Source organism: Providencia sp. PROV236, from assembly GCF_033676985.1.
Lineage (GTDB): Bacteria > Pseudomonadota > Gammaproteobacteria > Enterobacterales > Enterobacteriaceae > Providencia > Providencia manganoxydans.
In genome coordinates this window covers 3501354-3526947 of sequence record NZ_CP096297.1, presented here as the reverse complement: position 1 = coordinate 3526947, position 25594 = coordinate 3501354, and the positions used below count along the sequence as shown (strand labels likewise).

The window sequence follows — 25594 nt, the reverse complement described above, 5'->3', positions numbered from 1 at the left end:
CCATCCTTGGCCTGTTAGTGATTATTTTACTATTTCGTAGCAAGGCTCATAGGCGGTTCCACCCGGGAGCTTCATACGATGTTGGTTAACGAAGCCACGTAATAAGGTATCCATGCGTTGCATGATTTCTTTATCACCGTGGATCTTGAATGGTCCATGCTGCTCTATGGCTTTCATGCCAACTTCTTTCACGTTACCCGCCACAATACCGGAGAAAGCACGACGTAAGTCGGAAGCTAATTTCTCAGGGGATTGATTTGGATTTAAGTTAAGTGACGCCATGTTTTCATGGGTTGGTTCGAACGGATGCTGTAGCTCTGAATTGATCTTTATTGACCAGTTGAAGCTATAGGCATCACCTGTACTACGGCGATTGTCTTTGACCAGAGGCATATGCTTTTTCATGACACGAGCAACTTCTTGCGGGTCGTCGATAATGATTTGGTAATGTTTGCTAGCTTCATCACCCAGTGTATGGCGAATAAAATCATCCAATACCGCAAAATATTCAGCACTTTCTTTTGGACCGGTCAAAATCAGAGGCAATACTTGTTCACTATTTTCAGGATCCATCAAAATACCCAATAGATAGAGTAACTCTTCAGCTGTACCCACACCGCCCGGGAAGATAATAATACCATGAGCTAAGCGAACGAATGCTTCAAGGCGCTTTTCAATATCCGGCATGATGATCAGCTCATTAACCAGAGGGTTAGGTGGCTCAGCAGCAATAATAGAAGGCTCGGTCAGGCCAATAAAGCGGCTATTTTTATAGCGTTGCTGCGCATGACCTACTGCGGCACCTTTCATTGGTGCTTCCATTGCACCCGGTCCACATCCCGTACAAATGTTCAACTCACGTAAACCGAGCTCATTACCAACTTTACGTCCATAGAGGTACTCAACTTCATTGATTGAGTGCCCCCCCCAGCAAACGATCATGCTAGGATCTTCATCGAGGTGTAGCGTTCGTGCATTACGTAATATTGAGAAAATGATATTAGTAAGATGAGCGCTATTTTCTAAATCGAGATGCAGTTTTTGTTCTGCATAGATGATTTGGCCATGTACAAAGAGAATGTCACGCAATACAGCAAACAAGTTAGCTTGAATTGAACGAATAATTTTACCATCCACAAATGCTTCTTGCGGTGGATTAATTAGCTCAAGTTTAACACCTCGCTCACGGCGTAACACATTGATGTCAAAGTCAGTGTGTTTATCTAATAAATCTTTACTATTATCAGTTAAGCTGCCTGAATTTAACACTGCTAATGAGCAGTTCCTAAACAGCCGATAGAGATGGCTGCTGGCAGTGCGCTTTAACATATCAACTTCGAGTTGAGACAAGAGATCCATGGATCCTAATGGACTGATATGAGTAATCAAGTAACTCTCCTTTATCCCAAAGGGAAAAATTATTTCAATTAACTTAATTTGCTTATTGCCGTGCTAAACGTCCTATTTCAGGCGTAAATAGTGTATTGCTGCGCCATGGGTTGATATCAAGACCACCTCGGCGAGTATAACGTGCATAAACACTGAGTTTTCCAGGGTTGCACAGTTGTTTTATGTCATTAAAAATGCGTTCTACGCACTGTTCATGAAATTCATTATGATGACGAAAAGAAACCAAATAGCGTAGTAATGCTTCACGGTTAATTTTAGGGCCACGATAATGAATTTGTACTGAACCCCAATCAGGTTGATTAGTGATCAGGCAATTCGATTTCAATAAATGGCTGACTAGTGTTTCTTCAACTATGTCACTTTCGCTACTACCCGCTAGGAACTCACGATTGAATTCATAATCATTTATTTCAATATCCAAATCATCAATACAGATACCTTGGAACTGATTAATGGGCTGTTGTGAAAACTCATCAAGTTTATGGAGTGTAACGCTAACTTTTCCATTAGCACAGCCGCAGAGATCATTTTGCAAAACGCTTCGCACATTTTCCCAAGTTTCATAACGTGTTTGGTTGAAACTATTAAGGTAAAGCTTAAAACTTTTCGATTCGATTAGATTTTCGCTTTGGGCATCGACACTGACTAAGCCAATAGCGACTTGGGGAACCCCTTTGCTGTTTAGCCATGAAAGCTCATATAAAGTCCAAATATCGGCACCATGGAAAGGAAGATTGTCAGCGTGAATATCGAGTGGATCCCTATTTAGGCTACGAGGAACGGCTTGCAATAGGCTTGGATCATATTGGTCATAATATGCCGTTTTTTTGCCTAATGTAAGGTTATCCAAAGCAGGGTTATTCTGATAGTGTGACATGTTGATCCTTAAAACGTCATCGGTTGAGCTATGCTCTTTATGTTTCAAGGTGTGGCTCTTTTGTCGGGGAATGGTCACGCTAGCCACTGTGCTTACAATGCCTTTAGCGACTCATTCACCTTTGCTTAGCTGCATCTCGAATTATTTAGAGCATAAATGCCGTTAACAATGAGGTGTGTTCATTCATTAGTTAATTTCTGCCATAATATCACTTATTAACGACATTGCCGCCATCTCTATTAATAACATTCTGAATAATTAAATAAACATGAATATGACTGTCTCTGAAGCACTAACTCATTTTACTCAACAATATGTCGCGATGTGGCTGGAGCATACGGGGTTACCTCCTGCCTCAACCGAACTTTATGGTATACCTTCCCCTTGTATTGTGCGCACAGGTGAAAACTGGGTGTATTGGGAACCGCAGGCATTTCCTGAGCAGAATAAAAACTTAGATAAAGTGGCGATTGCATTAGATATTGAGCTACAGCCCGCGATCCATGATTTTTATACCACACAGCTTGCGGGAGATATGAAAGCAAAATTCCAAGATCAAACGTTGAGTCTGGTTCAGGTGTGGAATGAAGATGATTTTATACGGTTACAAGAAAATTTAATTGGTCATTTAGTCACTCAGAAACGTTTGAAACTATCACCAACATTATTTATAGCTACATTAGAATCCGATTTAGAAATGATTTCTTTGTGTAACTTAACTGGGGAAATTATTTTAGAAAAATTTGGTAGTAAGGAACGAAAAGTATTAGCCCCTGATTTAGCCCAATTTATTGGCAAACTATCACCTATCTTAGAGCATGTCGAGTAAGCTATTGAGGATTTTACTTGTAGGAAATGACTTACAAATTAATGAAGAGATAAGCTCTAAATTTCTTAATTTATCTAAATGAGAATTATTTAAATTTTTAATTTCATGTAGTTACTATCAACCTACGTAAATCAAGTTTTATAGTTTTTTTTTAATTTGTTTTACTAGGTTGTTTCATTAATGTTTTTAATACATTCTTAAACGGCTGGGTGAGGGTGCACTTGCTCAGCAATTCTATCAGTAATACAGGGTCAAGGATGGCTAAGTGATGCATGTAGCTCACTAAACTGTTTACAGAGACAGGATGTCAACGGCAGGATGTCGTCATTGCAGGATGCAGTAACACCATTTAAAACATGAGATAAGCCAGTCAACCCCACTTGTTGGCTGGCTTTTTTTTATTAATTAAGCGTCTTGCTCTGCTTGTTTGGATCCACAGAATACTGCGATAGTGAGCTTAAAACACTTTGATACATCGCTTCTCTTAACGCTTCACGTTTACGAAATGCGGAACGGTGTTGGCTTTTAACCGATTCAATATCACGAACTGGCTCAGTTAATGGCAAGTAATACCAGCCATCACTGTTTGCTGTTGCATTGCATTCTTGCCAAAAATTATCATAACTCGATTTCAAATGTTGACGTTTGATATGGCTATTATTTGAAATACCTAAAATAGCGGTGCAATGGAAAAATGCAGCAACGGCATATATCGCTGACATTAAAAGGTTTTTAGGACGCATATTATGCATTTGCTTAGTAATAGATTTAACTTGCTCTGTACTTTGTTCTGTTGATGGCCCTTGCAGCGAGCATACATAGAGTTGGCCTTCTGTACCGAATGAAAAGCTCATTAAGTAGATATCATCACCAAATTCGTTGAACAAATGTAAGGTCAAGTCTCCCTCTCTTGGGAATGCAGAATACACAAGTTTTAATTGAGCAAAATCGCCTGATTTCAGTTCGATATTGGCTACATTTAAACCTTTACGTTCTGTAGAAAACATTGCTTGAATAGCGTCAGCAGTAAAGGTTTTTTCTATCAGCTCTAATGTATAACTTGCTGTTAGTAGTTTTTGCTTTCCATTCCATTTGCGGTGCAAATATTTATTTAGTGGGCGCTCAGCAAAATCAGGAGTATGGCTAAATTGCTTAGACATGCGAGCACTAGTGTAATTTTCACACATGATTTGGAATTGCTGATAAGGTTTTTTAGGAAGTTTGGCAATACGTGCTTGTCGTTTTAAATTATCATAACCCTTATTTATGGATTGCCAAATTTTATTCTGATTGCGCCACTGTTTTAATAATCCCATATATAACCATGCTTGATTGTTGAGTTATCTTTTATTTGGATGATATAAAAGCGAACAATAATGCGCCTCTGAACTACAACAAAAGTTAAATAAACCTTAAATAACTTTACAAAAATAACTTGCGGTAAAATGTTCTATGTGAAAGCACGAGTAATACTTGTGAGAGCTTAATTGTTTTTGATTGTTGCAAACCCCATATATACGACAGAGTTAATAAGGAATATGTCGTATAATTGAGTCAATTTTATCGAGTGAGTGAATTATGAATATTGAACTGCGGATCATCGAAAAGCTTCGTCATATTGAAGAAGAGATGAGAGCGAAATCGCTATGGAATGAATATCCGCCTAGCCCTGAAGCTTTTGAAAGCACGGAGCCTTTTTCGATTGATACTATGGAAGCCACCGAATGGTTGCAATGGGTGCTGATCCCGCGTTTATATGCACTTATTGAGCAAAATGCTGTTTTACCTGGCGCCTTTGCTATTACTCCTTATTTCGAAGAAGCGTATAAGCATGATGAAGAAGCGCAATATAGCTTATTACTTGAGCATTTGCGTGAGTTAGATAGCTTTTTTAGCACTGGATCATGCAGGTAATTTATTGATGTTAGAAATTATTTACCATGATGAATTCATGGTTGCAGTGAATAAACCTGCTGGCATGTTAGTTCATCGGAGCTGGCTCGATAGCAAAGAAACCGTATTTGTGATGCAAACATTACGTGACCAAATTGGTCAGTTTGTTTATCCAATTCATCGTCTCGATAGGCCAACTTCTGGGGTTCTGTTATTTGCGCTTTCAAGTGAAGTTGCACGGTTATTAGCAGCTCAATTTGAATCTCATCAAATTGAAAAAATTTATCATGCAGTGGTTAGAGGTTATGTTGAAGAAGCTCAAACCATTGATTATCCACTGCTGGAGCAGTTGGATAAAATAGCCGACAAACATGCAACTCGTGAGCCAGCACTGCAAGAGTGCGTGACTCATTGTTTGCCACTGGCTCAAGTCGAATGTCCCATTGCTATTGGTCGATATCCTACATCGCGTTTTAGCTTATTAGAATTAAAGCCGGAAACGGGTAGAAAACATCAATTAAGACGTCATATGTCGCACATTCGTCATCCTATTATTGGGGATAGTAAGCATGGCGATCTGCGGCAAAATCGTGGTATTAGCCAAAATTTCGCAGTTTCACGGCTCATGTTGCATGCAACTCAGTTAATATTAAGTCACCCTATTTCGGGGGAGCGGCTATCATTAGTGGCTAAATGGGATGGATCATGGCTATCGTTGATTAACCAGTTTGGTTGGCAACAGGTGGCTGATAGCTTAGGTATGATCAAATTGGATTGATATACTCGTCATACTTCAAGTTGCAGCGTTGTTGACTACGCTCAGCTAGCCGAGTCACATAGTTTATCTATGCTCCTCGCCTATCTTCGCTTGCTGCCTAGCTGCACTCCGAATTATTTAGAATATAAGCAGTAAATTTAATGGAGGTGTTCATGTCAAAGATTGGTATTTTTGTAGGAACAGTTTACGGTAACTCTTTAGCAGTGGCTGAATCTGCTAAGGAAATATTAGAGCAATTGGGTCATGAGATAACCATTTTTGATGAACCCATTCTTAATGACTGGCAACAATACAATGGTGGTGAAGGTATCGCGTTAATCATCACTTCATCAACGGGGCAAGGGGATTTGCCTGACACAATTGCTCCATTATTTTATGAAATCCAAGATGTGGTTGGATATCAACCTGAATTACGCTATGGCTTAATTGCGCTTGGTGACAGTAGTTATGAGAACTTCTGTGGTGCAGGGAAACGTTTTGATGAGTTACTTACTGAACAATCGGCAACAAGAATTGGCGATGTTCTGTTTATCGATGCGCTTGAAGAAGATATGCCTGAAGAGTATGCAAAATCGTGGTTACAATCTTGGGCTGAACTACTGTAAATATCAGCACCGCGAGTATATTTTACGGTGCTGTTAAGACAATAGCATTATTATTTGCGAGTTAGTTTTTCAAGATCAGCTTCAATTTCAGCGATTTTATTTGAAACAACGTGCTCAAGATGGCGTAAATCATCCAGAATCTTATGTTTCAAATCAATGTCTGTGCTGACGGTTTGACAAATTTGGTCTAGCTCTTCAATTGCATAGCGCAGGTTTGAGTTAATTTCATTAATTTCTTTGAAATTGTTGCTGCCATCTGCTGCGGCAACCGTTTTGCGCTGACGTGGATATTTAAATTTCACGCTTTTGGCGAAAAATTCACCTTTATCTTTGCGAAAATAGATTTTTAAAATATCGTTATTGGCTTCTTGGCGTAGTGTATAACGATCAATATCTTGCGGATTACTAATACCTAAACTTTTTAGATTATCGTACATAAAGTTCACCGAATTATAGAAAATCGAGAATGGTAGAAATACAGAGTCATTGTTTAAAACAATATTATGCGTGAAATATTTGATTTGACAAACCCCCCCTTGAAATAAAAGGGGGTTAATCATTTTTTGGATAGTGAAAGAGGTTGGCTCGATTTTTAGCCACTTAGGAGAGGGGCTTAATCAATACTTCTGAGTAATTCGTTAATCCCCACTTTACCGCGTGTTTTTTCGTCAACTTTTTTAACGATCACTGCGCAGTACAGGCTATAACTGCCATCTTTTGACGGTAAGTTACCCGATACAACGACTGAGCCGGCTGGTACGCGACCATAATGAATTTCGCCAGTTTCTCGGTCATAAATTTTGGTACTTTGGCCGATGTATACGCCCATTGAAATCACAGATCCTTCTTCAACAATTACACCTTCAACGATTTCAGAACGTGCCCCAATAAAGCAATTGTCTTCAATAATTGTTGGGTTTGCTTGTAAAGGTTCAAGTACACCACCAATACCAACACCACCAGATAAGTGAACGTTTTTACCAATTTGAGCACAAGAACCAACGGTAGCCCACGTATCAACCATCGTTCCTTCATCAACATAAGCACCGATATTGACATAAGAAGGCATCAGCACACTATTTTTAGCGATGTAAGCGCCTTGGCGAACTGCGGCTGGTGGCACAACGCGGAAACCTTCCCGTTCAAAACGAGCTTGGTCATAATCTGCAAATTTCATTGGCACTTTATCAAAGTAACGACTCTCTGCACCCTCTATTACCTGATTATCGTGAATACGGAATGAAAGCAATACGGCTTTTTTCAGCCATTGATGGGTAACCCAAACCCCATCAATTTTTTCTGCGACACGAAGTTTACCGCTATCGAGTAATGCAATTGTTTCTGTGACTGCTTGATGAATTGCTGGTGTCACTGTAGACGGCGTTATTGAGGCTCTGTCTTCAAATGCTTGTTCAATGATTGCTTGTAAATGCTGCATTGATTGTTTTTCCCCTTTAAGGACGAGTAATAATATTGCTTTAAGGTTATGTTTTATCCTTCGAATTGAGGGTTTCTGTCAACCTTTCTGATAACTCTTGTTGCATTTTTTTATTAAGTGCTTGGTGATTTTTATCTGCAAGCACGAAAAAGTCTTCGACTTTTTCACCAATAGTCGTGATCCGAGCGCCATACAAGGAGATTTCCATTTGTGCTAAAACATGACCCACTCTAGCAAGCAAGCCTGGCTGATCAAGTGCAAATAATTCCATAAAACTACGACGTTCGTTGGTCGAATGTAAAAAATTCACTCTAGTCGGTACAGTAAAGTGACGTAATTTAGAAGGTAATGTCCGTGGTTTAGGGAGTGGGATCGCAGGTTGTTGAACGGCATGCAATAATGTTTTACGGATTTGCTCATACCGGTCTTTTGATAATGGCATGCCATTAGGTTCGAGCACAACGAAGGTATCCATTGCCATATTATCTTTATTGGTGAAAATTTGGGCGCTGTGAATGCTTAGGTTACGCCTATCAAGTTCGCCCGCAACAGCGGCAAATAAGTGAGGTTTATCAGGACACCAAATAAAAATCTCTGTTCCGCCATGTTTGGGTTGTGTACTAATCAAAACTAAAGGTCGTTCGAGGTCGTGCTTGAGTAAATTACAAGCGTGCCAAGCGAGTTGTGATGGCGTATGTCTCAGGAAATAATCAGCATGGCAGCGAGACCATAATTTGTTGAGCTTTTCTTCATTAATAGGGGATTGTCGCAGTAGGACCAGCGCTTGATGGCGGTGATGGCGGATGCGCTCACGTAAGTCCGGTGTGTTCTGTATACCTTGATTGAGTTGATGCTCTGTTGAGAGGAATAGCTCACGGATCAAACTCTGCTTCCAACTATTCCACAGCGTGCTATTGGTGGCACAAATATCAGCAACAGTTAGGCACATTAAATAATTTAAGCGAGGAACGGTTTTCACTTCGAGGGCAAACTGTTTGATCACATCGGGATCTTGGATATCTCTGCGCTGTGCGGTGACTGACATGAGTAAATGACTTTTTACCAACCAAGAGGCCAGCTCAGCTTCTTTGATGGGATAATTATGTTGCATCGCAAATTCATAGACAAATTCAGAACCTAAATCAGAGTGATCTCCTGAGCGCCCTTTGGCAATATCGTGAAATAATGCAGCAAGCCTTAATGTTTCAGGATGCAGTAATTTGGGATAAACACTGACACATAATGGGTGATCGCGACGATTTTCTTCATGTGTAAAACTATCGATTTTTTGTAACACACGGATAGTATGCTCATCCACAGTATAGGCATGAAAAAGATCAAACTGCATTTGGCCAACAATATTGCTCCAATAGGGCGTATAAGCGCTTAATACACTATGTAAGTGCATTGGCACAAAGGCACCTTTAATTGCCCTTGGGTGACGTAATATTTTAAGGAATAGCTGTCTTGCTTCTGCTAATTCACATAATGGTGCTGACAAATTACGTCTTGCAAAACGTAGTTGGCGTAAAGTTGTTGAGTAGATCCCTGTAATATTCGGATAGCGGGCCATTAAATAGAACATTTTTAGAATGGCAGCCGGTTGTTTGATAAATAGCATGTCATCAATGACATCGATAAACGAACCGCGTAGTTGGAATTGTTCATCGAGTGGTCGTGGCTTTTCATCGGGATTGAGTGCAAGGATCGCGTCATCAAATAACTGCAATAGCATCTGATTGAGCTCACGCACGCGTCGAGTAACACGATAAAAATCTTTCATCATGCGTTCAACAGGCTGATTTTTCTCTCCTTCATAACCCAACAAACAGGCAACGCTAAACTGACGATCAAACAATAGGCGATTATCATAGCGTTTAACCACTAAATGTAATGCAAAACGAATTTTCCACAAAAAAGCCAAACATTCTTTAAGTTCTTGTCGCTCTTCTTCGGTTAAAAAGCCAAACCCGACCATTTCATCGACCGTGGTCGCGCCGAAATGACGCCTCCCAACCCACAGTAGCGTGTGTATATCACGTAAGCCACCTGGACTGCTTTTAATGTCCGGTTCTAAGTTATAGCTAGTGCTGTGGTAACGCTGATGACGCTCTTGCTGTTCAGTCAATTTTGCGGCAAAAAAGGCCTCTGAAGGCCAAAAGTTATCGCTAAATATGGTTTTTTGTAAGCGCAAAAATAAGGTGATGTCGCCGCAGATCAGTCTTGATTCAATTAGATTAGTGGCAACCGTTAAATCGGCGTTACCTGCATCAATACACTCCTGTAACGAGCGAACACTGTGGCCAATATCAAATTTTAAATCCCACAGTAAGGTAATAAATTGGCCTATTTTGGCGGCAATTTCGTCGCTCAAGGGCTGGGCGCTGAGCACTAAAATATCAATATCAGATAAAGGGTGCAGTTCGTGTCGGCCATAGCCTCCAACTGCGACTAATGACACTTGTGGTTGTTGATCAAACTGATACTCCTGCCATAGTCGAGTTAAAAGAGCATCAAGATAATCACTGCGTGCATGCACCAGATCGATGACCGACTGACCTTGCTTGAATGCTTCTTCTAGATAGTTGTTAAAAGATTCGACATGTTGTTTTAGAGAAAACAGTTCAATATCTGAAGATTGAAATAAAGAGGGCGATAAGAAGGTTACAGGAGATGGTGTCATCGTTATCTTTCCACATAGAGAGCTCAACTGGATAATTAACAGCTTACTGGGGATTATTGTGGATGAACAGCCAGAAGTTGAATTATTTTGAGTGAATGAGTGGACGGTAAAAATGAAAAATGTGACATGTCACGTTGGTATATAGAAACCTGAACGTGACATGACACAATGCATTAGCGTGTAAAGGTTAAGCGTTAACTAAAACCGCGGAGATAAACGGCTCTTCTTCTTTACGGAGTGTCATGATTTCACAACCATTGTCAGTAACGACTAACGTGTGTTCATATTGCGCTGACCAACTTCTATCTTTGGTTTTGACTGTCCAGCCGTCATTCATGGTACGGATACGATAATCGCCAACGTTGACCATCGGCTCGATGGTAAATGCCATGCCTTTTTGCAATACAACACCGCTGTCATCTGCATCATAGTGGAGAACTTGAGGCTCCTCATGGAATCCTTCGCCAATACCGTGGCCACAATATTCACGAACAACAGAGAAATCGTTTTTCTCTACGTATTCCTGAATAGCTTTACCCAGTGTGCGTAGGCGAATACCCGGTTTTACCATACGCAATGCTAAATAAAGGCTTTCTTGTGTAATGTGGCACAGACGTTCACCTTGGATCGTGGGTTTACCGACAATAAACATTTTAGAGGTATCACCATGGAAACCCTCTTTAATGACAGTCACATCAATGTTAACCACATCGCCATCTTTCAAAATTTTATCATCACTAGGAATGCCGTGACAGATAACATCATTGATGGAGATACATACAGATTTAGGAAAACCATGATAATTTAAGCATGCGGGGATCGCTTGTTGAACATCGACAATATGTTGATGGCAGAGGCGATCTAGCTCACCAGTGCTTACCCCAGGTTTGACGTGTGGTGCGATCATTTCTAACACTTCGGCAGCGAGCCTGCCAGCAACACGCATTTTCTGAATATCTTCTTCAGTTTTGATAATAATAGCCATGAATTCAGTCCATTTATGTCAGCAACGGCTGCGTGACACAATTTAAATGAAAAGGATTAATAAATAGGCAGCAGTGCCATCTATTCAAGATTAATGGGATTATGGTACCAGCCACCGCATTTTCTGCCAACTAGGCATCGATGTTTATTGGGTTGTAAAAATGGTTGTAGGATACGCTGAGCGGCTCGTGTGGCTTATCATTTTGAGCTTTGGGTAGCACAAATTGCCAAAAATAAGGTTCTAGTGAATAAACCAATAATCGAAAAAAATGTAAGAGCTCTGTAGGGCAGGTTGGATACATCTTATTATTCCATCGATATTATCCCCCTAAACCGGCTTTAATATGTATGTTGGCTGGTTTAATCGATATCAATTAATAATTATCTCGCTAAAATTATACTGATATTTGTCACTTAACGAAAGAAATGAGTATGTCAACTTTATGTTATATCTATAAAAAATACTTTATGAGTCGTTCTTGAGATATAGAATAGTATATATCAGTATTATTAAACATTCAGTTAAATGTATTTAATTTTATTTCCTTTCATTTAGAATGCGTATTTAACTTAAGGATGGGGGGTATATGCAGTGCGGTGATTTAGAATGGTTTTATTGTAAAAACGGTGAAATCATGGATGCTAATGAAGCCATGGAAAAAAGATTGGTTATTTATCGTCGAATTTTGAAAAACCTTAAAAGTGCACATAATCGATCCAATGAATGTTTACCCCCTAGCGGATTAGATGAGTCAATTTATTATAGGTGTGATGGTGATGAACCTTCGGTTAAAACGGCACTCAGTAATCCTTGGGTAAAAGGAACTGAGGATTTTGCTATCACCTCGGCAAAAGGTGTTAAACGTTCGATAAATACAGCTGCTGAACTTGGTGTGTTACCTCCTCCTTTGCAAGGTATGAATTTTCTTCTTAAATCTCGGGTGTCTCAAAATCCCCGTATCATGAAAGAGAATGTTGAAGCCATCTATTTATTGCGGTTTGTTTATGATCCCTATGAAAATTTTTCTGAGGTTATCAATATTATTATTGGCGCTATCGTTAGCCAAATGCCGCCACCAAGAAGGCGAAAGTTATCTGATTATATTCAAATGGCAAGTACCGTTTCTAATATAAATAAACCAATTAATTTTAATGATAGATTTGATATTGAACAGCGAGTGAATGTGTCGGTTAGACATTTTGCCGAAGGCGTGACGATTGATATTATGACGGAATCACAGATTCGGAAATTTATTGTGACTGCAATAATCACGCGTATTGTTGCGTTCATTGTCACAAAACATCCGTCTTTTTTTAAACCGTTAGGTGGCCCTCGTGCGGTGATCAGTCGCACGATCATTGCAGCTACTCTGATATACAGCTACGGTACCATTGAAAAAATGTCGGAAGCGGCAAGACGACTGAAGAATAAGAATCGCGTCGTTTATGACGCGATGAATAAAAGCCAAATCACCATGGCTTATTACTTTGTTGAAGAGGAATTAAGCCCATTAATTACGTTAGCTGCAAGTCCAAGTAATGCGGCGAGTGATGATGCTTTTGTTGCTGAAATTGTTAACTTAATCAGTAAATATAAAAATTAGAACACGCTATCATTGGATATACTGTAGCCTGATGTGCCAGCCATAATTTGAGCAGTAGTAATATCACGGTATTTAATGGTTAACCGTTCTTCCGGTTCGATATCATTACGTAAAATATTATTTGGACATTGATGGGTGTAATCAATAATGGATGCTTCGTTTAATTTCACTGTGAAATATTTTTCTATTCCGCCATTTTGAGCGGTACGATAATAATCGAAGACGAGATTGAGTGTTTCATTATTTGAAACGGCAATTAGCAATAATGGTGATGATTTATCAATCAGTTTGGTGAACTCGATAGGTTGGTGTGATAAGTTTTGGGCTCTGGATATGGAGAAGTTTAATTCTGTGACAAATATCGCGTCTTGCTTGCCCGATTGATAACGATTTCCGATGGAGTCCAATGTGCCGCAACCACGAGAAATCAGACCTTGCTGTTTCCCTTGTAACGTTAGATAGATTAAATTAGCCATTAATTGAGTCCGTTTTGAGTCCGTTTATAGGTAAATTTAAGTTATGTTAAACAATAAAATCGCCATCGTCACGTTATTGTTACTCTTAGGTAACCCAGTATCATCATATTCTGAATCAGTAAATAAATGCATTCCTGAAGAAAAAAATTTTGCTATCTGTGAAACTTTAGCTAAACAAGGGGATGATGAGGCTTTATTGGTGGTCGGGCGCTTTTATGAAACGGGTACTGGCGTCGAAAAAAATCTCGAAAAGGCAGAAGAAATTTATCAGAAACTGGCGGATAAAAATGATGCAAATGGGATGAATCGTTTAGCGATGCTAACAGAAGACCAAGGGAAAAAAGACGAAGCTATTTTACTTTATCAAAAAGCTGCTGAACTTGGGTCATCCTCCGCAGATTACAATTTAGGTATATTATACAAATATAATAATGACTACATCAAAGCGAGACAAATGTTTGAAATAGCAATCAAGAAACATCAATCAAGTAGCGCAATGATGAGTTTGGGAGATTTATATCGTGATGGCCGTGGAGGGGAGCAAAATACTGATTTAGCTGAAAAGTGGTATAAAGAATCAATACAATCTGGTAATTATTTTGCGATTACTCGATTAGGTGATTTGTACAGTGACTTAGAAAATTATGATGGCGCAATAAAATGCTATGAAATAGCCATTACAAAAGGGGATCCCGCTGCAATGAATTCAATGGGATTGCTTTTTCAGCATGGTTTTGGTGTTCAACGCGATATTAATAAAGCGGTAAAGCTCTATCAAGATGCTTCAAATAAAGAAGGGCTTGGTGGGTTGATTAACTTGGGATTGATGTATGAGGAAGGGCTAGGGGTACCTCAAAGCTACGAAAAAGCCATAGAATTATACGAAAGAGCCTATCAATTAGGTTATACGCAGATACAATCAAGGATCGATTTTTTAAATAAAAAATTAATAAAAAAATAATGAGGCTATAATTTAAATTACAGAGATTTTCGTTGAGGGTTGAGGCATGGTGACTAGGCTCATTCGCAACTCACTATCTATTTTATGTGGCAACCCAGCGACTCATTTACTTAGCTCCTAATTGCACCTTGAATTATTTGGAGTTTAATTTAACTCTAATACTGAGTGTAAAAACTAACTTCATCGATTGATTTTACGGCAATGTTAGGTTCGCTACTAACCACAGTACAATAGCGAATTTAGAACAGAATCTGGAATAGAGTTAAGCTCATTAAACCCTTTTTTCTCCCCGCAAAAAAACAACAAAAGTTGGCTTATTAATTCGATTTATGGTATAAAGCGCGCCGGCAATCCATATTCTCGATGAACAAATGTGACTTTAACCTTGGTTGATGGCACCACATAATTAGAATTATGGGTAAGCTTAAACTAAACTCAATTGTGTATAACACACACAGGTCGACACATGCACCGGGGTGCTCTTATGCGTCTAGACGCAGCTTTGGAGTCGGTGTTATGGGATCTGTGGAGGCATAACCCCAATTACTTAAATACAGAGGTATTAAATGGCAACTGTTTCCATGCGCGATATGCTACAAGCGGGCGTACACTTTGGTCACCAGACTCGTTACTGGAACCCTAAAATGAAACCTTTCATTTTCGGCGCTCGTAACAAAGTACATATCATCAACCTGGAAAAAACTGTTCCAATGTTCAACGAAGCTCTGGCTGAGTTGACTAAAATTGCTTCTCGTAAAGGCAAGATTCTGTTTGTTGGTACTAAGCGTGCAGCAAGCGAAGCCGTTCAAGAAGCTGCTAACAGCTGTGACCAGTATTTCGTTAACCATCGCTGGTTAGGCGGTATGCTGACTAACTGGAAAACAGTTCGTCAGTCAATCAAACGCCTGAAAGATCTGGAAGTTCAGTCTCAAGACGGTACTTTCGACAAACTGACCAAGAAAGAAGCGCTGATGCGTACTCGTGAACTTGGCAAGTTAGAAAACAGCTTAGGCGGTATCAAAGATATGGGCGGTTTACCTGACGCTCTGTTCGTTATCGATGCAGAACACGAACATATCGCTATCAAAGAAGCAAACAACCTGGGTATCCCAGTATTTGCTGTCGTTGATACTAACTCTGATCCAGACGGTATCGACTTTGTTATCCCTGGTAACGACGACGCAATCCGTGCAATCAAATTGTATCTGGGCGCTGTAGCAACTACTGTTCGTGAAGGTCGTTCTCAAGATCTGGCTGTACAAGCAGAAGAAAGCTTAGTAGAAGCTGAATAATAAGGCCTGCTCAGTAGAGCCCTTATTAACCAGGTATTGCTATATGGTTAGAAGGGGGCCTTTGTGGCCCCTTTTATCTATCTGAATCAGAATTATCCTTGGGGGGATCCTCCCGCAAGGTATATCGAGGAATAAATCACATGTCTGGAATTACCGCTGCATTGGTAAAAGAACTGCGCGAACGTACTGGCGCAGGTATGATGGAATGTAAAAAAGCACTCGTTGAAGCGAATGGTGATATCGAATTAGCCATCGACAACATGCGTAAATCAGGTCAGGCTAAAGCGGCTAAAAAAGCAGGCCGTGTTGCTGCTGAAGGTGTTATCCTTGCAGAAGTTTTTGCTGACGGCAAAACTGGCGCACTGATCGAACTGAACTGTGAAACTGACTTCGTTGCTAAAGATGCTGGATTCCTGGCATTCGGTAAAGAAGTGATGGCTTCCGTTGTTGCTGATAAAAATGCAGATATCGATGCACTGAAAGCAAAATTTGAAGACACTCGTACTGCTCTGGTTGCTAAAATCGGCGAAAACATCAACATCCGTCGCGTTGCAATCCTTGAAGGCGCACAAGTAGGTAGCTACCTGCACGGTGCACGTATCGGTGTTTTAGTTGCAGCTGAAGGCGCGGACGAAGAACTGCTGAAGCACATTGCTATGCACATCGCGGCAAGCAAGCCTGAATATGTTACTCCTGATGATGTACCTGCTGATGTTGTTGCTCACGAGCACCAAATCCAGCTAGACATCGCTATGCAATCTGGTAAACCACGCGAAATCGCAGAAAAAATGGTTATTGGTCGCATGAACAAATTCACTGGCGAAATCTCACTGACTGGCCAGCCTTTCGTTATGGATCCAAGCAAATCTGTTGGTGATCTGCTGAAAGAGAAAAATGCGAAAGTAACTAACTTTATCCGTTTTGAAGTGGGTGAAGGTATCGAGAAAGTTGAAACTGACTTCGCAGCAGAAGTTGCTGCAATGAGTAAGTAAGTAGTCAGCTTTACAAGGAGCCGCCGATTGGCGGCTCTGTTTTAATTAGCATATACCCGAAATCCTTCAAGTTACAGTTGTGTTGACTGTGTTCAGTTAGTCGAGTCATAGAGTTTATCTATGCTCCCCGTCTATCTTAACTCGTCGCTCACCTACAACTCGAATTATTTGGAGTATATCCCAAAAAATTAAGGTACGTAGAAATCGCCTTATGCATTCTGCGTGTGTTACCCCAATAAATTATCTGTGTAGGACAGAACACCATGGCAACCAATGCAAAACCCGTTTATCAGCGTATCCTGCTTAAGCTCAGTGGCGAAGCCTTACAAGGCGCAGAAGGTTTTGGAATCGATGCTAGCGTTTTAGATCGTATGGCTCAGGAAATCAAAGAACTCATAGAGCTGGGTATACAGGTCGGTGTGGTTATTGGCGGTGGTAACCTGTTTCGTGGTGCTGGTTTGGCACAAGCGGGTATGAACCGTGTGGTTGGTGACCATATGGGGATGCTGGCTACCGTGATGAACGGGCTAGCCATGCGTGATGCATTGCATCGTGCTTATGTGAATGCAAGACTAATGTCTGCAATTCCACTTAACGGCGTGTGTGATAACTATAGTTGGGCTGAGGCTATCAGTCTGTTACGTCATGGCCGCGTTGTGATTTTTTCTGCGGGAACAGGGAATCCATTCTTTACAACTGACTCTGCTGCGTGTTTACGTGGCATTGAGATCGAAGCAGATGTTGTATTGAAAGCAACAAAAGTTGATGGTGTGTATTCAGCGGATCCAGCAAAAGATCCAGATGCTGTACTTTATGAAACATTAACTTATCAAGACGTCCTTGAGCGCGAATTGAAAGTAATGGACTTGGCTGCATTTACGCTAGCGCGTGACCATAATTTGCCTATTCGTGTTTTCAATATGAATAAGCCAGGTGCTTTACGCCGTGTTGTTATGGGCGAAAATGAAGGAACTCTGATTTCTCACAATTAATACTCAGAGACATCGGCTGAGTTTAATTGTATTATCTAACGTAAATTCAGAAAGTTTAAGCGAGGCTGCATTGCGGCCTTTAATAACCAGTTTTTAAGGGTTGAAAACGTGATTAATGAAATCAAAAAAGATGCTCAAGACCGCATGGAAAAGAGCGTCGAAGCACTGAAAAATCAAATCAGTAAAGTTCGTACTGGTCGTGCATCTCCAAGCCTGCTTGATGGTATTATGGTAGATTACTACGGTTCAGCAACACCTTTACGTCAATTAGCGAACGTGACTGTTGAAGACGCACGCACATTAGCTATCTCTGTATTTGACCGTTCTATGTCACCTGCGATCGAAAAAGCAATCATGGCTTCAGATCTGGGCCTAAACCCATCATCAGCGGGTACAGTGATTCGTGTTCCACTTCCACCATTGACAGAAGAGCGTCGTAAAGACCTGATCAAAGTGGTTCGTGCTGAAGCTGAACAAGGTCGTATTGCTGTTCGTAACGTGCGTCGCGATGCTAACGATAAAGTAAAAGCATTGTTGAAAGACAAAGAAATCAGTGAAGATGATGAGCGTCGCTCACAAGATGACATTCAAAAATTGACTGATAACTTCATCAAAAAAGTTGATGATGCTTTAGCTCAAAAAGAAGCTGAGCTGATGGAGTTTTAATCCATCCAATAAAGCCATCAAAGGAGCAACTTTGGTGGTTTTATTCTCTCATATCAAATGATCTAATAATCATCCTTTCTTAGCGATCAAGCTGATATAATCTCAGTATTGAATAAATACAGAGTATCTGCATTATGAAACGTCTTACTATTCTAGGTTCTACAGGTTCAATTGGTACTAGCACACTTTCTGTTGTCAGAAACAACCCCGATAAATTTAAAATTGTTGCCTTAGTGGCTGGCAGAAATGTAGCTGAATTGGCAAAGCAATGTCTTGAATTCCAACCACAATATGCTTCGATGGCAGATGAGGTTTCAGCTCAAGAGCTACGTGTAATTTTGACAGATAATCACTGTAAAACGGAAGTTTTGTCTGGGCGTGAAGCGGCTATTCAACTTGCAGGCCTTGATGATGTCGACCAAGTCATGTCTGCAATTACAGGTGTTGCTGGCTTGCTCCCTACATTGGCAGCCATTCGCAAAGGAAAACGAATTTTATTAGCGAATAAAGAGTCACTGATCACCAGTGGTCGACTATTCTTTAATGCGATTCGTGAACATGGTGCTTCTGTTTTCCCAATTGATAGTGAACATAATGCCATTTTCCAAAGCTTGCCTGAAATTATTCAATTGAACCTCGGTTTTGCCGACCTATCTGCGTCTGGTATTTCGAGTATTATTTTGACTGGCTCAGGTGGTCCATTCAGAGAAACGCCATTATCTTATCTCGATAAGGTAACGCCTGATGAAGCCTGTAATCATCCAAATTGGTCGATGGGCCGTAAAATTTCTGTTGATTCAGCGACTATGATGAATAAAGGTCTTGAATATATTGAGGCTTGTTATTTCTTTAATGCCGATCAACAACAAATGGAAGTTATTGTTCATCCTCAATCGGTGATCCATTCAATGGTTCGCTACCGTGATGGTAGTGTGATTGCACAGCTCGGTACGCCTGATATGTGCACGCCTATCTCTTATAGCATGGCTTATCCACAACGTATTTCTTCAGGCGTTGAGCCACTGGATTTTGCAAAATTGTCGTCATTAACATTTGTTCAGCCTGATTATCAGCGCTACCCTTGTTTGAAACTTGCCATTGATGCTTGCCATCAAGGTCAAGCAGCAACCACGATTTTAAATGCTGCCAATGAAATATCCGTCGCAGCCTTCCTTGAAGGAAAGGTTCGTTTTACAGATATTGCGAAAATTAATCTTGCAACATTAGAAAAACTGCATTTATCTGAACCAGTTTCAATTGATGAGGTCTTAGACATCGATAATCAGGCTCGATGTGAAGCTGCACAATTAATCAAACAGACATTTTCGGTCTAGTATGTGATTTATTTAGTTGCTGATAAGCATGATAAGTCTTTAATATGTCACGCGCATATATACTCAAAAGAGTTCGAGTTGCGGGTAGGCGACAAGCGAAGATAGGCGGGGAGCATATATAGGTTATGTGGCTCGGCTAGTTGAGCGTAGTCAACCCCTCGGCAGCTTGAAGTATGACGAGTATAAAAACATAATATCGGTATTTAGCGCTGAATTAAGGATCTGTCTTATCAGCAAACTCAAAAATAACAGGTATGATTATGCTGAATTCTCAACGCTATGCATACAAGGATTAATATTTAATGAACTCTAGTGGTGAAAATCTCTCCAACTCAGGGCTACCAAAGCATGTTGCTATTATTATGGATGGCAATGGGCGCTGGGCAAAGCAGAGAGGGAAATTAAGAATAACTGGGCATAAGGCTGGCGTTGAGTCTGTGCGTAATGCGGTACGCTTCGCAGTTAAAAATAACATTAGTTCACTGACGTTATACGCCTTTAGCAGTGAAAACTGGAGAAGGCCTGAGAAAGAAGTCAGTTCCTTAATGGAGCTATTTGTATTTGCTCTCGATAATGAAGTAAAAAACCTACACAAGAATAATGTAAAACTACAAATTATCGGTGATATTGGTCGATTTAGCGAACGTCTTCAAAAACGTATTCAAAAAGCAGAAGAACTTACTGCAAACAATACAGGATTAAGGTTAAATATCGCAGCAAACTATGGTGGTCGTTGGGATATTGCTAATAGTGTGAAACAGGTTTTTGAGCGCGTACAAAACGGCGAATTGACTATTGATGATATCAATGAAGAGTCAATTAATGATTATGTTTGTATGCATGAGCAAGAAGACGTTGATTTGGTTATTAGAACGGGCGGTGAACACCGCATTAGTAACTTTTTATTATGGCAGGTTGCTTATGCCGAATTCTATTTCACCAATGTACTGTGGCCAGATTTTGATGAAATGGTGTTTCAGAATGCAATTGATGCTTTTAGTCAACGCGAGCGACGTTATGGTGGGGCTGAGTCAGATGATGAGCTCGTTAAGTAAAAGGGGTAAATTGTGCTGAAATATCGTTTAATTACAGCAATTATTTTAATTCCGCTGGTTATTGCCGCGCTTTTTTTGCTTTCACCTGCTGCATTTGGCTATGTTGTAATCGCAGTGTGTGCACTAGGGGCTTGGGAATGGGCACAATTTGCCGGATGGCAAACCCAAGCTAAACGCATCGTTCTTGCGGTCGTTTTTGCTGTTGCATTATTAGCAATGCAATTCTCTTTTGCTGATATGACCATGTTGGCGAATGAACCTTTGATTTTATATGGCTTGTGGGCAGGACTCATTTGGTGGGTCGTAGCGATAGTATTAGTTGTCACTTATCCTCAATCAGCCCAAGCTTGGGGACAATCAGCGATTGTTCGCGCTTTATTTGGTGTATTGACCATTATCCCTTTCTATTGTGGCATGATGGTATTGAGAACGATTGGCTATCATACTGATACTTTCTTTGGTGCATGGTGGTTGCTATATGTGATGTTGTTGGTATGGGGTGCAGATTCCGGAGCGTATGCTTTTGGCCGTACCATGGGACGTCATAAGATGGCACCAAAAGTTTCTCCTGGTAAAACATGGGAAGGGTTAGCTGGCGGCTTAATCACAGCAGGAATTATTTCTTGGCTATTTAGTTTATTTGCGCCAATCCCTGTTATGCCTGATTATTTGCTGGTTACATCAATTATTGTTGTTGTAGTATCTGTATTCGGTGATTTGACTGAAAGCATGTTTAAACGTCAATCAGGGATCAAGGACAGTAGTCATTTAATTCCAGGTCACGGTGGAATTCTTGATAGAATCGATAGTCTAACCGCTGCAATACCGGTATTTGCTGGCCTGAATTTATTAGTTTTTAATGGTTTCGGTCTTTAGGATAGGAAATGGGATTTTTTTGGAGTTTAGCGGCATTTATCATTGCTATTGGCGTGTTAATTACCGTACATGAATTTGGTCACTTTTGGGTCGCTCGTCGTTGTGGTGTTTATGTCGAACGTTTTTCTATCGGTTTTGGGAAAACGTTATGGCGTAAAGTTGACCGTCAGGGGACCGAATTTGTTATTGCCATGATCCCATTGGGCGGCTATGTCAAAATGTTGGATGAGCGTGTAGGGGATGTGACACCTGAACGTCGTCATCTAGTTTTTAATAATAAAACCATTGGGCAACGCGCCGCAATTATTAGTGCGGGACCAATTGCGAACTTTTTATTAGCAATTGTTGTCTACTGGTTGGTATTTATGATTGGAGTTCCATCCGTTCGCCCAATTATTGAAGATGTAAAAGTGGGTTCAGTAGCGGCTGAGGCAAATTTTTTGCCTGGAATGGAACTAAAATCAATTGATGGTATCGAAACGCCTGACTGGAATTCAATTCGTCTAGCGTTAGTGGGTAAAATTGGTGATCGTCAATTAACCGCAGAAGTGTTGCCTCAAGGTTTTAGTGAGCCTGTGACTAAAACAATTGATTTAACGACTTGGCAATTCGATCCTGAAAAGCAAGATCCTGTGCTTTCTCTTGGTATCATGCCTGTTTCGGCTAAAGTGTCATCTGTTATTTTAAAAGTTTCACCGGGGCTTGCTGGCGAACGCGCAGGTTTACAAGCAGGGGATAGAATTGTTAGCGTAGATGGGAATACCATTGATTTATGGAATCCTGTTACGCGGTTTATTCGTCAAAGTCCGAATCAACCAATGAAATTAGGCGTTGAAAGAGACAACCAGCTCATTTCGCTCATATTGACTCCAGATAGTCAAAAAGGGAAGGGTGGAGAGCAAATTGGAATTGCGGGAGTCGAACTTTCAGTGTTACCGTTAGCGGATGAATATAAAATGGTGCAGCAATATGGGCCATTTTCTGCAATTTACCAAGCTAGCGATAAAACATGGCAGTTGATGAAGCTGACCGTGAATATGATGGGTAAATTGGTTGTTGGGGATGTCAAACTTAACAACTTGAGTGGGCCGATCTCGATCGCTAAAGGCGCGGGGGTATCGGCAGAGTCAGGCTTGGTATATTATTTGATGTTCATCGCGCTGATAAGCGTGAACTTGGGCATTATCAATTTGTTTCCATTGCCTGTATTAGATGGGGGGCACTTGCTCTTCCTATTAATTGAGAAAATTAAAGGAAGTCCAGTGTCTGAGCGAGTACAAGACTTTAGTTATCGGATAGGTGCAATGGCATTGATTCTGTTAATGGGACTTGCACTTTTTAATGATTTCTCTCGCTTCTAACAAGTAAGCCGGGGACCAGTAAGGAATACGCATAACAACGATGGCGATGAAAAAGTTGCTCATAGCGTCGCTGCTTTTCGGCAGCGCCACTGCATACGGTTCAGACGGATTCGTAGTTAAAGACATTCGTTTCGAAGGTCTACAACGCGTCGCCGTTGGTGCAGCATTATTGAACATGCCTGTAAGGGTAGGTGACTCGATTGATAACGATGATATTAGTCGTTCAATTCGATCTCTATTCTCTACCGGTAACTTCGAAGATGTTAGGGTCCTGCGTGATGGAAACACGCTGATCGTTCAAGTTAAAGAGCGGCCAACCATCGCGAGTATCACTTTTACAGGTAACAAATCTGTTAAAGACGATATGCTCAAACAAAACTTGGAAGCATCAAATATTCGTGTTGGTGAAGCCCTTGACCGCACGACAATCGCGAACATAGAGAAAGGTCTAGAAGACTTTTACTATAGTGTTGGTAAATACAACGCGACAGTAAAAGCCGTTGCTACACCACTGCCTCGTAATCGTGTTGATTTAAAATTTGTATTCTCTGAAGGCGTTTCTGCAAAAATCCAGCAGATCAACGTGGTCGGAAATAAAAATTACACGACAGCGGAATTGGTCAATAAATTCCAATTACGCGATGATGTGCCATGGTGGAACTTAGCAGCAGACCAAAAATATCAGAAACAAAAACTGGCTGGTGATTTAGAAACCCTCCGCAGCTTCTATCTTGACCGAGGTTATGCTCGCTTCAATATTGATTCCACTCAGGTCAGTTTGACGCCAGATAAAAAAGATATCTACATTACGATTAATGTGACGGAAGGCGATCAATATAAGATCTCCGGCGTTGAGGTTAATGGTAATACGGCAGATCATCTCACAGAAATTCAAGAACTCATTACCATTACTCCGGGTGAGCTGTATAACGGTACCCAAGTAACGGGTATGGAAAACAAAATTAAAGACCTTCTTGGTCGATATGGTTATGCCTACCCACGTGTAATGACTCAGCCTGAAATTAATGATGAAGATAAAACCGTAAAACTGCATGTCAATATTGACGCAGGTAACCGTTTCTATGTTCGTCAAATTCGTTTCCAAGGTAATGATACTAGTAAAGATACCGTCTTACGTCGCGAAATGCGCCAAATGGAAGGTGCTTGGCTGGGTAATGATTTGGTTGAGTTAGGTAAAGAACGTCTGAATCGTACTGGCTTCTTTGAAACTGTTGACGTCGAAACGCAACGTGTGCCAGGTAGTCCTGACCAAGTTGATGTAGTTTACAAGGTAAAAGAACGTAACACGGGTTCAATGAACTTTGGTGTTGGTTTTGGTACTGAAAGTGGCGTCAGTTTCCAAGTTGGTGTGACACAAGATAACTGGTTAGGTACAGGTAATGCAGTTGGTATTAACGCAAGTAAAAACGATTACTCAACCAACGTTGAGATGTCATTTACTGATCCATACTTTACCGTTAACGGTGTGAGCTTGGGTGGTCGTATTTTCTATAACGACTTCCGTGCGAAAGATGCTGATTTATCTGGCTATACTAACAAAACTTATGGTTTAGACAGCTTCTTAAGCTTCCCATTCAATGAAAATAACTCATTCCGCCTTGGTGCGGGTTATGTTCATAACTCACTTTCTGATATGCGCCCTCAAGCTGCGATGTGGGATTACCTCTATTCAATGGGGGATAAGCCACCAATTAATGACGACGGTCGCAATAAAGAGAAGTTTAATGCCGATGACTTCACGGTTAACGTAGGTTGGACCTATAATTCATTAAACCGTGGTTTCTTCCCAACATCAGGTAATAAAACTAACCTGTCTGGTAAAGTGACGGTTCCAGGTTCTGATAACGAATACTATAAATTGCGTTTTGATACGGCTCAGTACTACCCAATCAATGAAGATGAAACTTGGGTGATTTTAGGCCGAGCACAAGCTGGTTTTGGTGATGGTATTGGCGGTAAGCAAATGCCATTCTATGAAAACTTCTATGCAGGTGGTTCGAGTACCATTCGTGGTTTCCGCTCCAATAACATCGGTCCGAAAGCCGTTTATCTGAAAAATGTGAATGGGGTCGTTGGTCCAGAGCCAGGTAGTCCATCAAGTGATGCGGTTGGTGGTAATGCGATGTATGCAGCGTCATTTGAGCTGATTACCCCGACACCATTCATTGATGAGAAATACGCCAACGCAGTACGTACATCGTTGTTTGTTGATGCAGGTACTGTATGGGATACCAACTGGAACAGTATTGATCCAGCATGGCGTGCGGGCATGCCTGACTATGGTAAAGCAACCAATGTCCGTGCATCTGCGGGTGTTGCTTTACAATGGATGTCGCCACTTGGGCCTCTGGTCTTCTCCTATGCGCAGCCTATTAAGGACTACGAAGGCGATAAATCAGAACAGTTCCAATTCAATATTGGTAGAACATGGTAATCTAGATCGTGTCTATCTAAGGAAAACCCCCAT

At 40.7% G+C, this 25594-nt stretch carries 23 protein-coding genes; 15 read left to right on the top strand and 8 right to left on the bottom strand.

Translation table 11 applies throughout. The features are described 5' to 3' along the window. Nucleotides 1–21: 21 nt before the first annotated feature. Together ppnN and queF are read right to left on the bottom strand one after the other, a co-directional pair. Nucleotides 22–1389, bottom strand: coding sequence for a nucleotide 5'-monophosphate nucleosidase PpnN (gene ppnN, locus M1E96_RS16245; RefSeq protein ID WP_140180462.1), 1368 nt, complete (start codon nt 1387–1389; stop codon nt 22–24). Between the two features lie 52 nt (nt 1390–1441). Beyond that, on the bottom strand, nt 1442–2287 hold the full coding sequence (gene queF, locus M1E96_RS16240; protein WP_272580653.1) for an NADPH-dependent 7-cyano-7-deazaguanine reductase QueF: 846 nt from the start codon (nt 2285–2287) through the stop codon (nt 1442–1444). A gap of 268 nt (nt 2288–2555) precedes the next feature. Here queF and syd point away from each other — a divergent pair, with 268 nt between their 5' ends. After that, the gene (syd, locus tag M1E96_RS16235) at nt 2556–3116 is read left to right on the top strand and encodes a SecY-interacting protein (RefSeq protein WP_272580652.1); all 561 of its coding nucleotides are present in this window, start codon (nt 2556–2558) and stop codon (nt 3114–3116) included. Nucleotides 3117–3517: 401 nt separating this feature from the next. Here syd and M1E96_RS16230 read toward each other — a convergent pair whose 3' ends face one another. Continuing rightward, nucleotides 3518–4432, bottom strand: a complete 915-nt coding sequence (locus tag M1E96_RS16230; RefSeq protein ID WP_070927327.1) for a DUF535 family protein — start codon at nt 4430–4432, stop codon at nt 3518–3520. Between the two features lie 262 nt (nt 4433–4694). Between M1E96_RS16230 and M1E96_RS16225 the strand changes: the two genes are divergently transcribed. The 3 genes from M1E96_RS16225 to M1E96_RS16215 all read left to right on the top strand — a co-directional run bounded on the left by M1E96_RS16225 (nt 4695) and on the right by M1E96_RS16215 (nt 6392). Next, complete coding sequence (locus M1E96_RS16225; protein WP_140185886.1) at nt 4695–5030, top strand: YqcC family protein; 336 nt, start codon at nt 4695–4697, stop codon at nt 5028–5030. A gap of 7 nt (nt 5031–5037) precedes the next feature. Beyond that, nucleotides 5038–5787 carry a tRNA pseudouridine(65) synthase TruC gene (gene truC, locus M1E96_RS16220; RefSeq protein WP_319067385.1) on the top strand — a complete coding sequence of 250 codons (750 nt, stop codon included), beginning with the start codon at nt 5038–5040 and terminating at the stop codon, nt 5785–5787. A 152-nt stretch (nt 5788–5939) separates the two neighbouring features. Further along, nucleotides 5940–6392, top strand: a complete 453-nt coding sequence (locus M1E96_RS16215) for a flavodoxin (RefSeq protein WP_070927331.1) — start codon at nt 5940–5942, stop codon at nt 6390–6392. Between the two features lie 50 nt (nt 6393–6442). Here M1E96_RS16215 and M1E96_RS16210 read toward each other — a convergent pair whose 3' ends face one another. From M1E96_RS16210 to map, 4 genes are all read right to left on the bottom strand, one after another. Beyond that, nucleotides 6443–6829 (bottom strand): DUF3461 family protein, encoded by a 387-nt coding sequence (locus M1E96_RS16210; protein ID WP_070927333.1) that lies wholly within the window; start codon nt 6827–6829, stop codon nt 6443–6445. Nucleotides 6830–7005: 176 nt separating this feature from the next. Next, a complete protein-coding gene (gene dapD / locus M1E96_RS16205; protein WP_140180474.1) occupies nt 7006–7830 on the bottom strand; it encodes a 2,3,4,5-tetrahydropyridine-2,6-dicarboxylate N-succinyltransferase in 825 nt (274 codons plus the stop codon). 46 nt (nt 7831–7876) lie between these two features. Then, entirely contained in the window at nt 7877–10513 is a 2637-nt protein-coding gene (gene glnD, locus M1E96_RS16200; protein WP_369427207.1) for a bifunctional uridylyltransferase/uridylyl-removing protein GlnD, read from the bottom strand. A gap of 187 nt (nt 10514–10700) precedes the next feature. Next, nucleotides 10701–11498: a type I methionyl aminopeptidase gene (gene map, locus M1E96_RS16195; protein WP_070927339.1), complete on the bottom strand. Its 798-nt coding sequence runs from the start codon at nt 11496–11498 to the stop codon at nt 10701–10703. Nucleotides 11499–12084: 586 nt separating this feature from the next. On the opposite strand from map, the gene M1E96_RS16190 reads away from it, so the two are divergent. Continuing rightward, complete coding sequence (locus M1E96_RS16190; protein ID WP_272580649.1) at nt 12085–13101, top strand: hypothetical protein; 1017 nt, start codon at nt 12085–12087, stop codon at nt 13099–13101. On the opposite strand, the gene M1E96_RS16185 is transcribed toward M1E96_RS16190, so the two are convergent. Further along, complete coding sequence (locus M1E96_RS16185; protein ID WP_140180482.1) at nt 13098–13577, bottom strand: Hcp family type VI secretion system effector; 480 nt, start codon at nt 13575–13577, stop codon at nt 13098–13100. The two genes, M1E96_RS16190 and M1E96_RS16185, sit on opposite strands and share 4 nt — an antisense overlap. Nucleotides 13578–13620: 43 nt before the next feature. Here M1E96_RS16185 and M1E96_RS16180 point away from each other — a divergent pair, with 43 nt between their 5' ends. The 10 genes from M1E96_RS16180 to bamA all read left to right on the top strand — a co-directional run bounded on the left by M1E96_RS16180 (nt 13621) and on the right by bamA (nt 25561). Next, a complete protein-coding gene (locus M1E96_RS16180) occupies nt 13621–14538 on the top strand; it encodes a tetratricopeptide repeat protein (RefSeq protein ID WP_140180484.1) in 918 nt (305 codons plus the stop codon). Nucleotides 14539–15104: 566 nt separating this feature from the next. After that, nucleotides 15105–15830 carry a 30S ribosomal protein S2 gene (gene rpsB / locus M1E96_RS16175; RefSeq protein ID WP_070927341.1) on the top strand — a complete coding sequence of 242 codons (726 nt, stop codon included), beginning with the start codon at nt 15105–15107 and terminating at the stop codon, nt 15828–15830. A 140-nt stretch (nt 15831–15970) separates the two neighbouring features. Continuing rightward, entirely contained in the window at nt 15971–16822 is an 852-nt protein-coding gene (gene tsf, locus M1E96_RS16170; RefSeq protein ID WP_070927343.1) for a translation elongation factor Ts, read from the top strand. 263 nt (nt 16823–17085) lie between these two features. After that, on the top strand, nt 17086–17814 hold the full coding sequence (gene pyrH / locus M1E96_RS16165) for a UMP kinase (protein ID WP_070927344.1): 729 nt from the start codon (nt 17086–17088) through the stop codon (nt 17812–17814). Nucleotides 17815–17922: 108 nt separating this feature from the next. Next, a complete protein-coding gene (frr, locus tag M1E96_RS16160; protein ID WP_070927346.1) occupies nt 17923–18480 on the top strand; it encodes a ribosome recycling factor in 558 nt (185 codons plus the stop codon). A 134-nt stretch (nt 18481–18614) separates the two neighbouring features. Further along, nucleotides 18615–19814, top strand: a complete 1200-nt coding sequence (ispC, locus tag M1E96_RS16155) for a 1-deoxy-D-xylulose-5-phosphate reductoisomerase (RefSeq protein WP_070927348.1) — start codon at nt 18615–18617, stop codon at nt 19812–19814. A gap of 302 nt (nt 19815–20116) precedes the next feature. Continuing rightward, nucleotides 20117–20869 (top strand): polyprenyl diphosphate synthase, encoded by a 753-nt coding sequence (uppS, locus tag M1E96_RS16150; RefSeq protein WP_070927350.1) that lies wholly within the window; start codon nt 20117–20119, stop codon nt 20867–20869. A 12-nt stretch (nt 20870–20881) separates the two neighbouring features. Further along, entirely contained in the window at nt 20882–21745 is an 864-nt protein-coding gene (gene cdsA, locus M1E96_RS16145) for a phosphatidate cytidylyltransferase (protein ID WP_337979551.1), read from the top strand. A gap of 8 nt (nt 21746–21753) precedes the next feature. Next, nucleotides 21754–23106, top strand: a complete 1353-nt coding sequence (gene rseP / locus M1E96_RS16140; protein ID WP_369427206.1) for a sigma E protease regulator RseP — start codon at nt 21754–21756, stop codon at nt 23104–23106. A gap of 40 nt (nt 23107–23146) precedes the next feature. Beyond that, complete coding sequence (bamA, locus tag M1E96_RS16135) at nt 23147–25561, top strand: outer membrane protein assembly factor BamA (RefSeq protein ID WP_140180486.1); 2415 nt, start codon at nt 23147–23149, stop codon at nt 25559–25561. Nucleotides 25562–25594: the final 33 nt, after the last annotated feature.

What these genes read in the sequence shown, in the direction of transcription:
- truC (WP_319067385.1), top strand. Translation starts at nt 5,038, where the DNA reads ATGTTAGAAATTATTTACCATGATGAATTCATGGTTGCAGTGAATAAA.
- tsf (WP_070927343.1), top strand. Translation starts at nt 15,971, where the DNA reads ATGTCTGGAATTACCGCTGCATTGGTAAAAGAACTGCGCGAACGTACT.
- syd (WP_272580652.1), top strand. Translation starts at nt 2,556, where the DNA reads ATGAATATGACTGTCTCTGAAGCACTAACTCATTTTACTCAACAATAT.
- bamA (WP_140180486.1), top strand. Translation starts at nt 23,147, where the DNA reads ATGGCGATGAAAAAGTTGCTCATAGCGTCGCTGCTTTTCGGCAGCGCC.
- uppS (WP_070927350.1), top strand. Translation starts at nt 20,117, where the DNA reads ATGAACTCTAGTGGTGAAAATCTCTCCAACTCAGGGCTACCAAAGCAT.
- M1E96_RS16230 (WP_070927327.1), bottom strand. Translation starts at nt 4,432, where the DNA reads ATGGGATTATTAAAACAGTGGCGCAATCAGAATAAAATTTGGCAATCC.
- pyrH (WP_070927344.1), top strand. Translation starts at nt 17,086, where the DNA reads ATGGCAACCAATGCAAAACCCGTTTATCAGCGTATCCTGCTTAAGCTC.
- rpsB (WP_070927341.1), top strand. Translation starts at nt 15,105, where the DNA reads ATGGCAACTGTTTCCATGCGCGATATGCTACAAGCGGGCGTACACTTT.
- M1E96_RS16215 (WP_070927331.1), top strand. Translation starts at nt 5,940, where the DNA reads ATGTCAAAGATTGGTATTTTTGTAGGAACAGTTTACGGTAACTCTTTA.
- M1E96_RS16180 (WP_140180484.1), top strand. Translation starts at nt 13,621, where the DNA reads ATGTTAAACAATAAAATCGCCATCGTCACGTTATTGTTACTCTTAGGT.
- M1E96_RS16210 (WP_070927333.1), bottom strand. Translation starts at nt 6,829, where the DNA reads ATGTACGATAATCTAAAAAGTTTAGGTATTAGTAATCCGCAAGATATT.
- queF (WP_272580653.1), bottom strand. Translation starts at nt 2,287, where the DNA reads ATGTCACACTATCAGAATAACCCTGCTTTGGATAACCTTACATTAGGC.
- M1E96_RS16225 (WP_140185886.1), top strand. Translation starts at nt 4,695, where the DNA reads ATGAATATTGAACTGCGGATCATCGAAAAGCTTCGTCATATTGAAGAA.
- map (WP_070927339.1), bottom strand. Translation starts at nt 11,498, where the DNA reads ATGGCTATTATTATCAAAACTGAAGAAGATATTCAGAAAATGCGTGTT.
- glnD (WP_369427207.1), bottom strand. Translation starts at nt 10,513, where the DNA reads ATGACACCATCTCCTGTAACCTTCTTATCGCCCTCTTTATTTCAATCT.
- ispC (WP_070927348.1), top strand. Translation starts at nt 18,615, where the DNA reads ATGAAACGTCTTACTATTCTAGGTTCTACAGGTTCAATTGGTACTAGC.
- dapD (WP_140180474.1), bottom strand. Translation starts at nt 7,830, where the DNA reads ATGCAGCATTTACAAGCAATCATTGAACAAGCATTTGAAGACAGAGCC.
- M1E96_RS16185 (WP_140180482.1), bottom strand. Translation starts at nt 13,577, where the DNA reads ATGGCTAATTTAATCTATCTAACGTTACAAGGGAAACAGCAAGGTCTG.
- M1E96_RS16190 (WP_272580649.1), top strand. Translation starts at nt 12,085, where the DNA reads ATGCAGTGCGGTGATTTAGAATGGTTTTATTGTAAAAACGGTGAAATC.
- rseP (WP_369427206.1), top strand. Translation starts at nt 21,754, where the DNA reads ATGGGATTTTTTTGGAGTTTAGCGGCATTTATCATTGCTATTGGCGTG.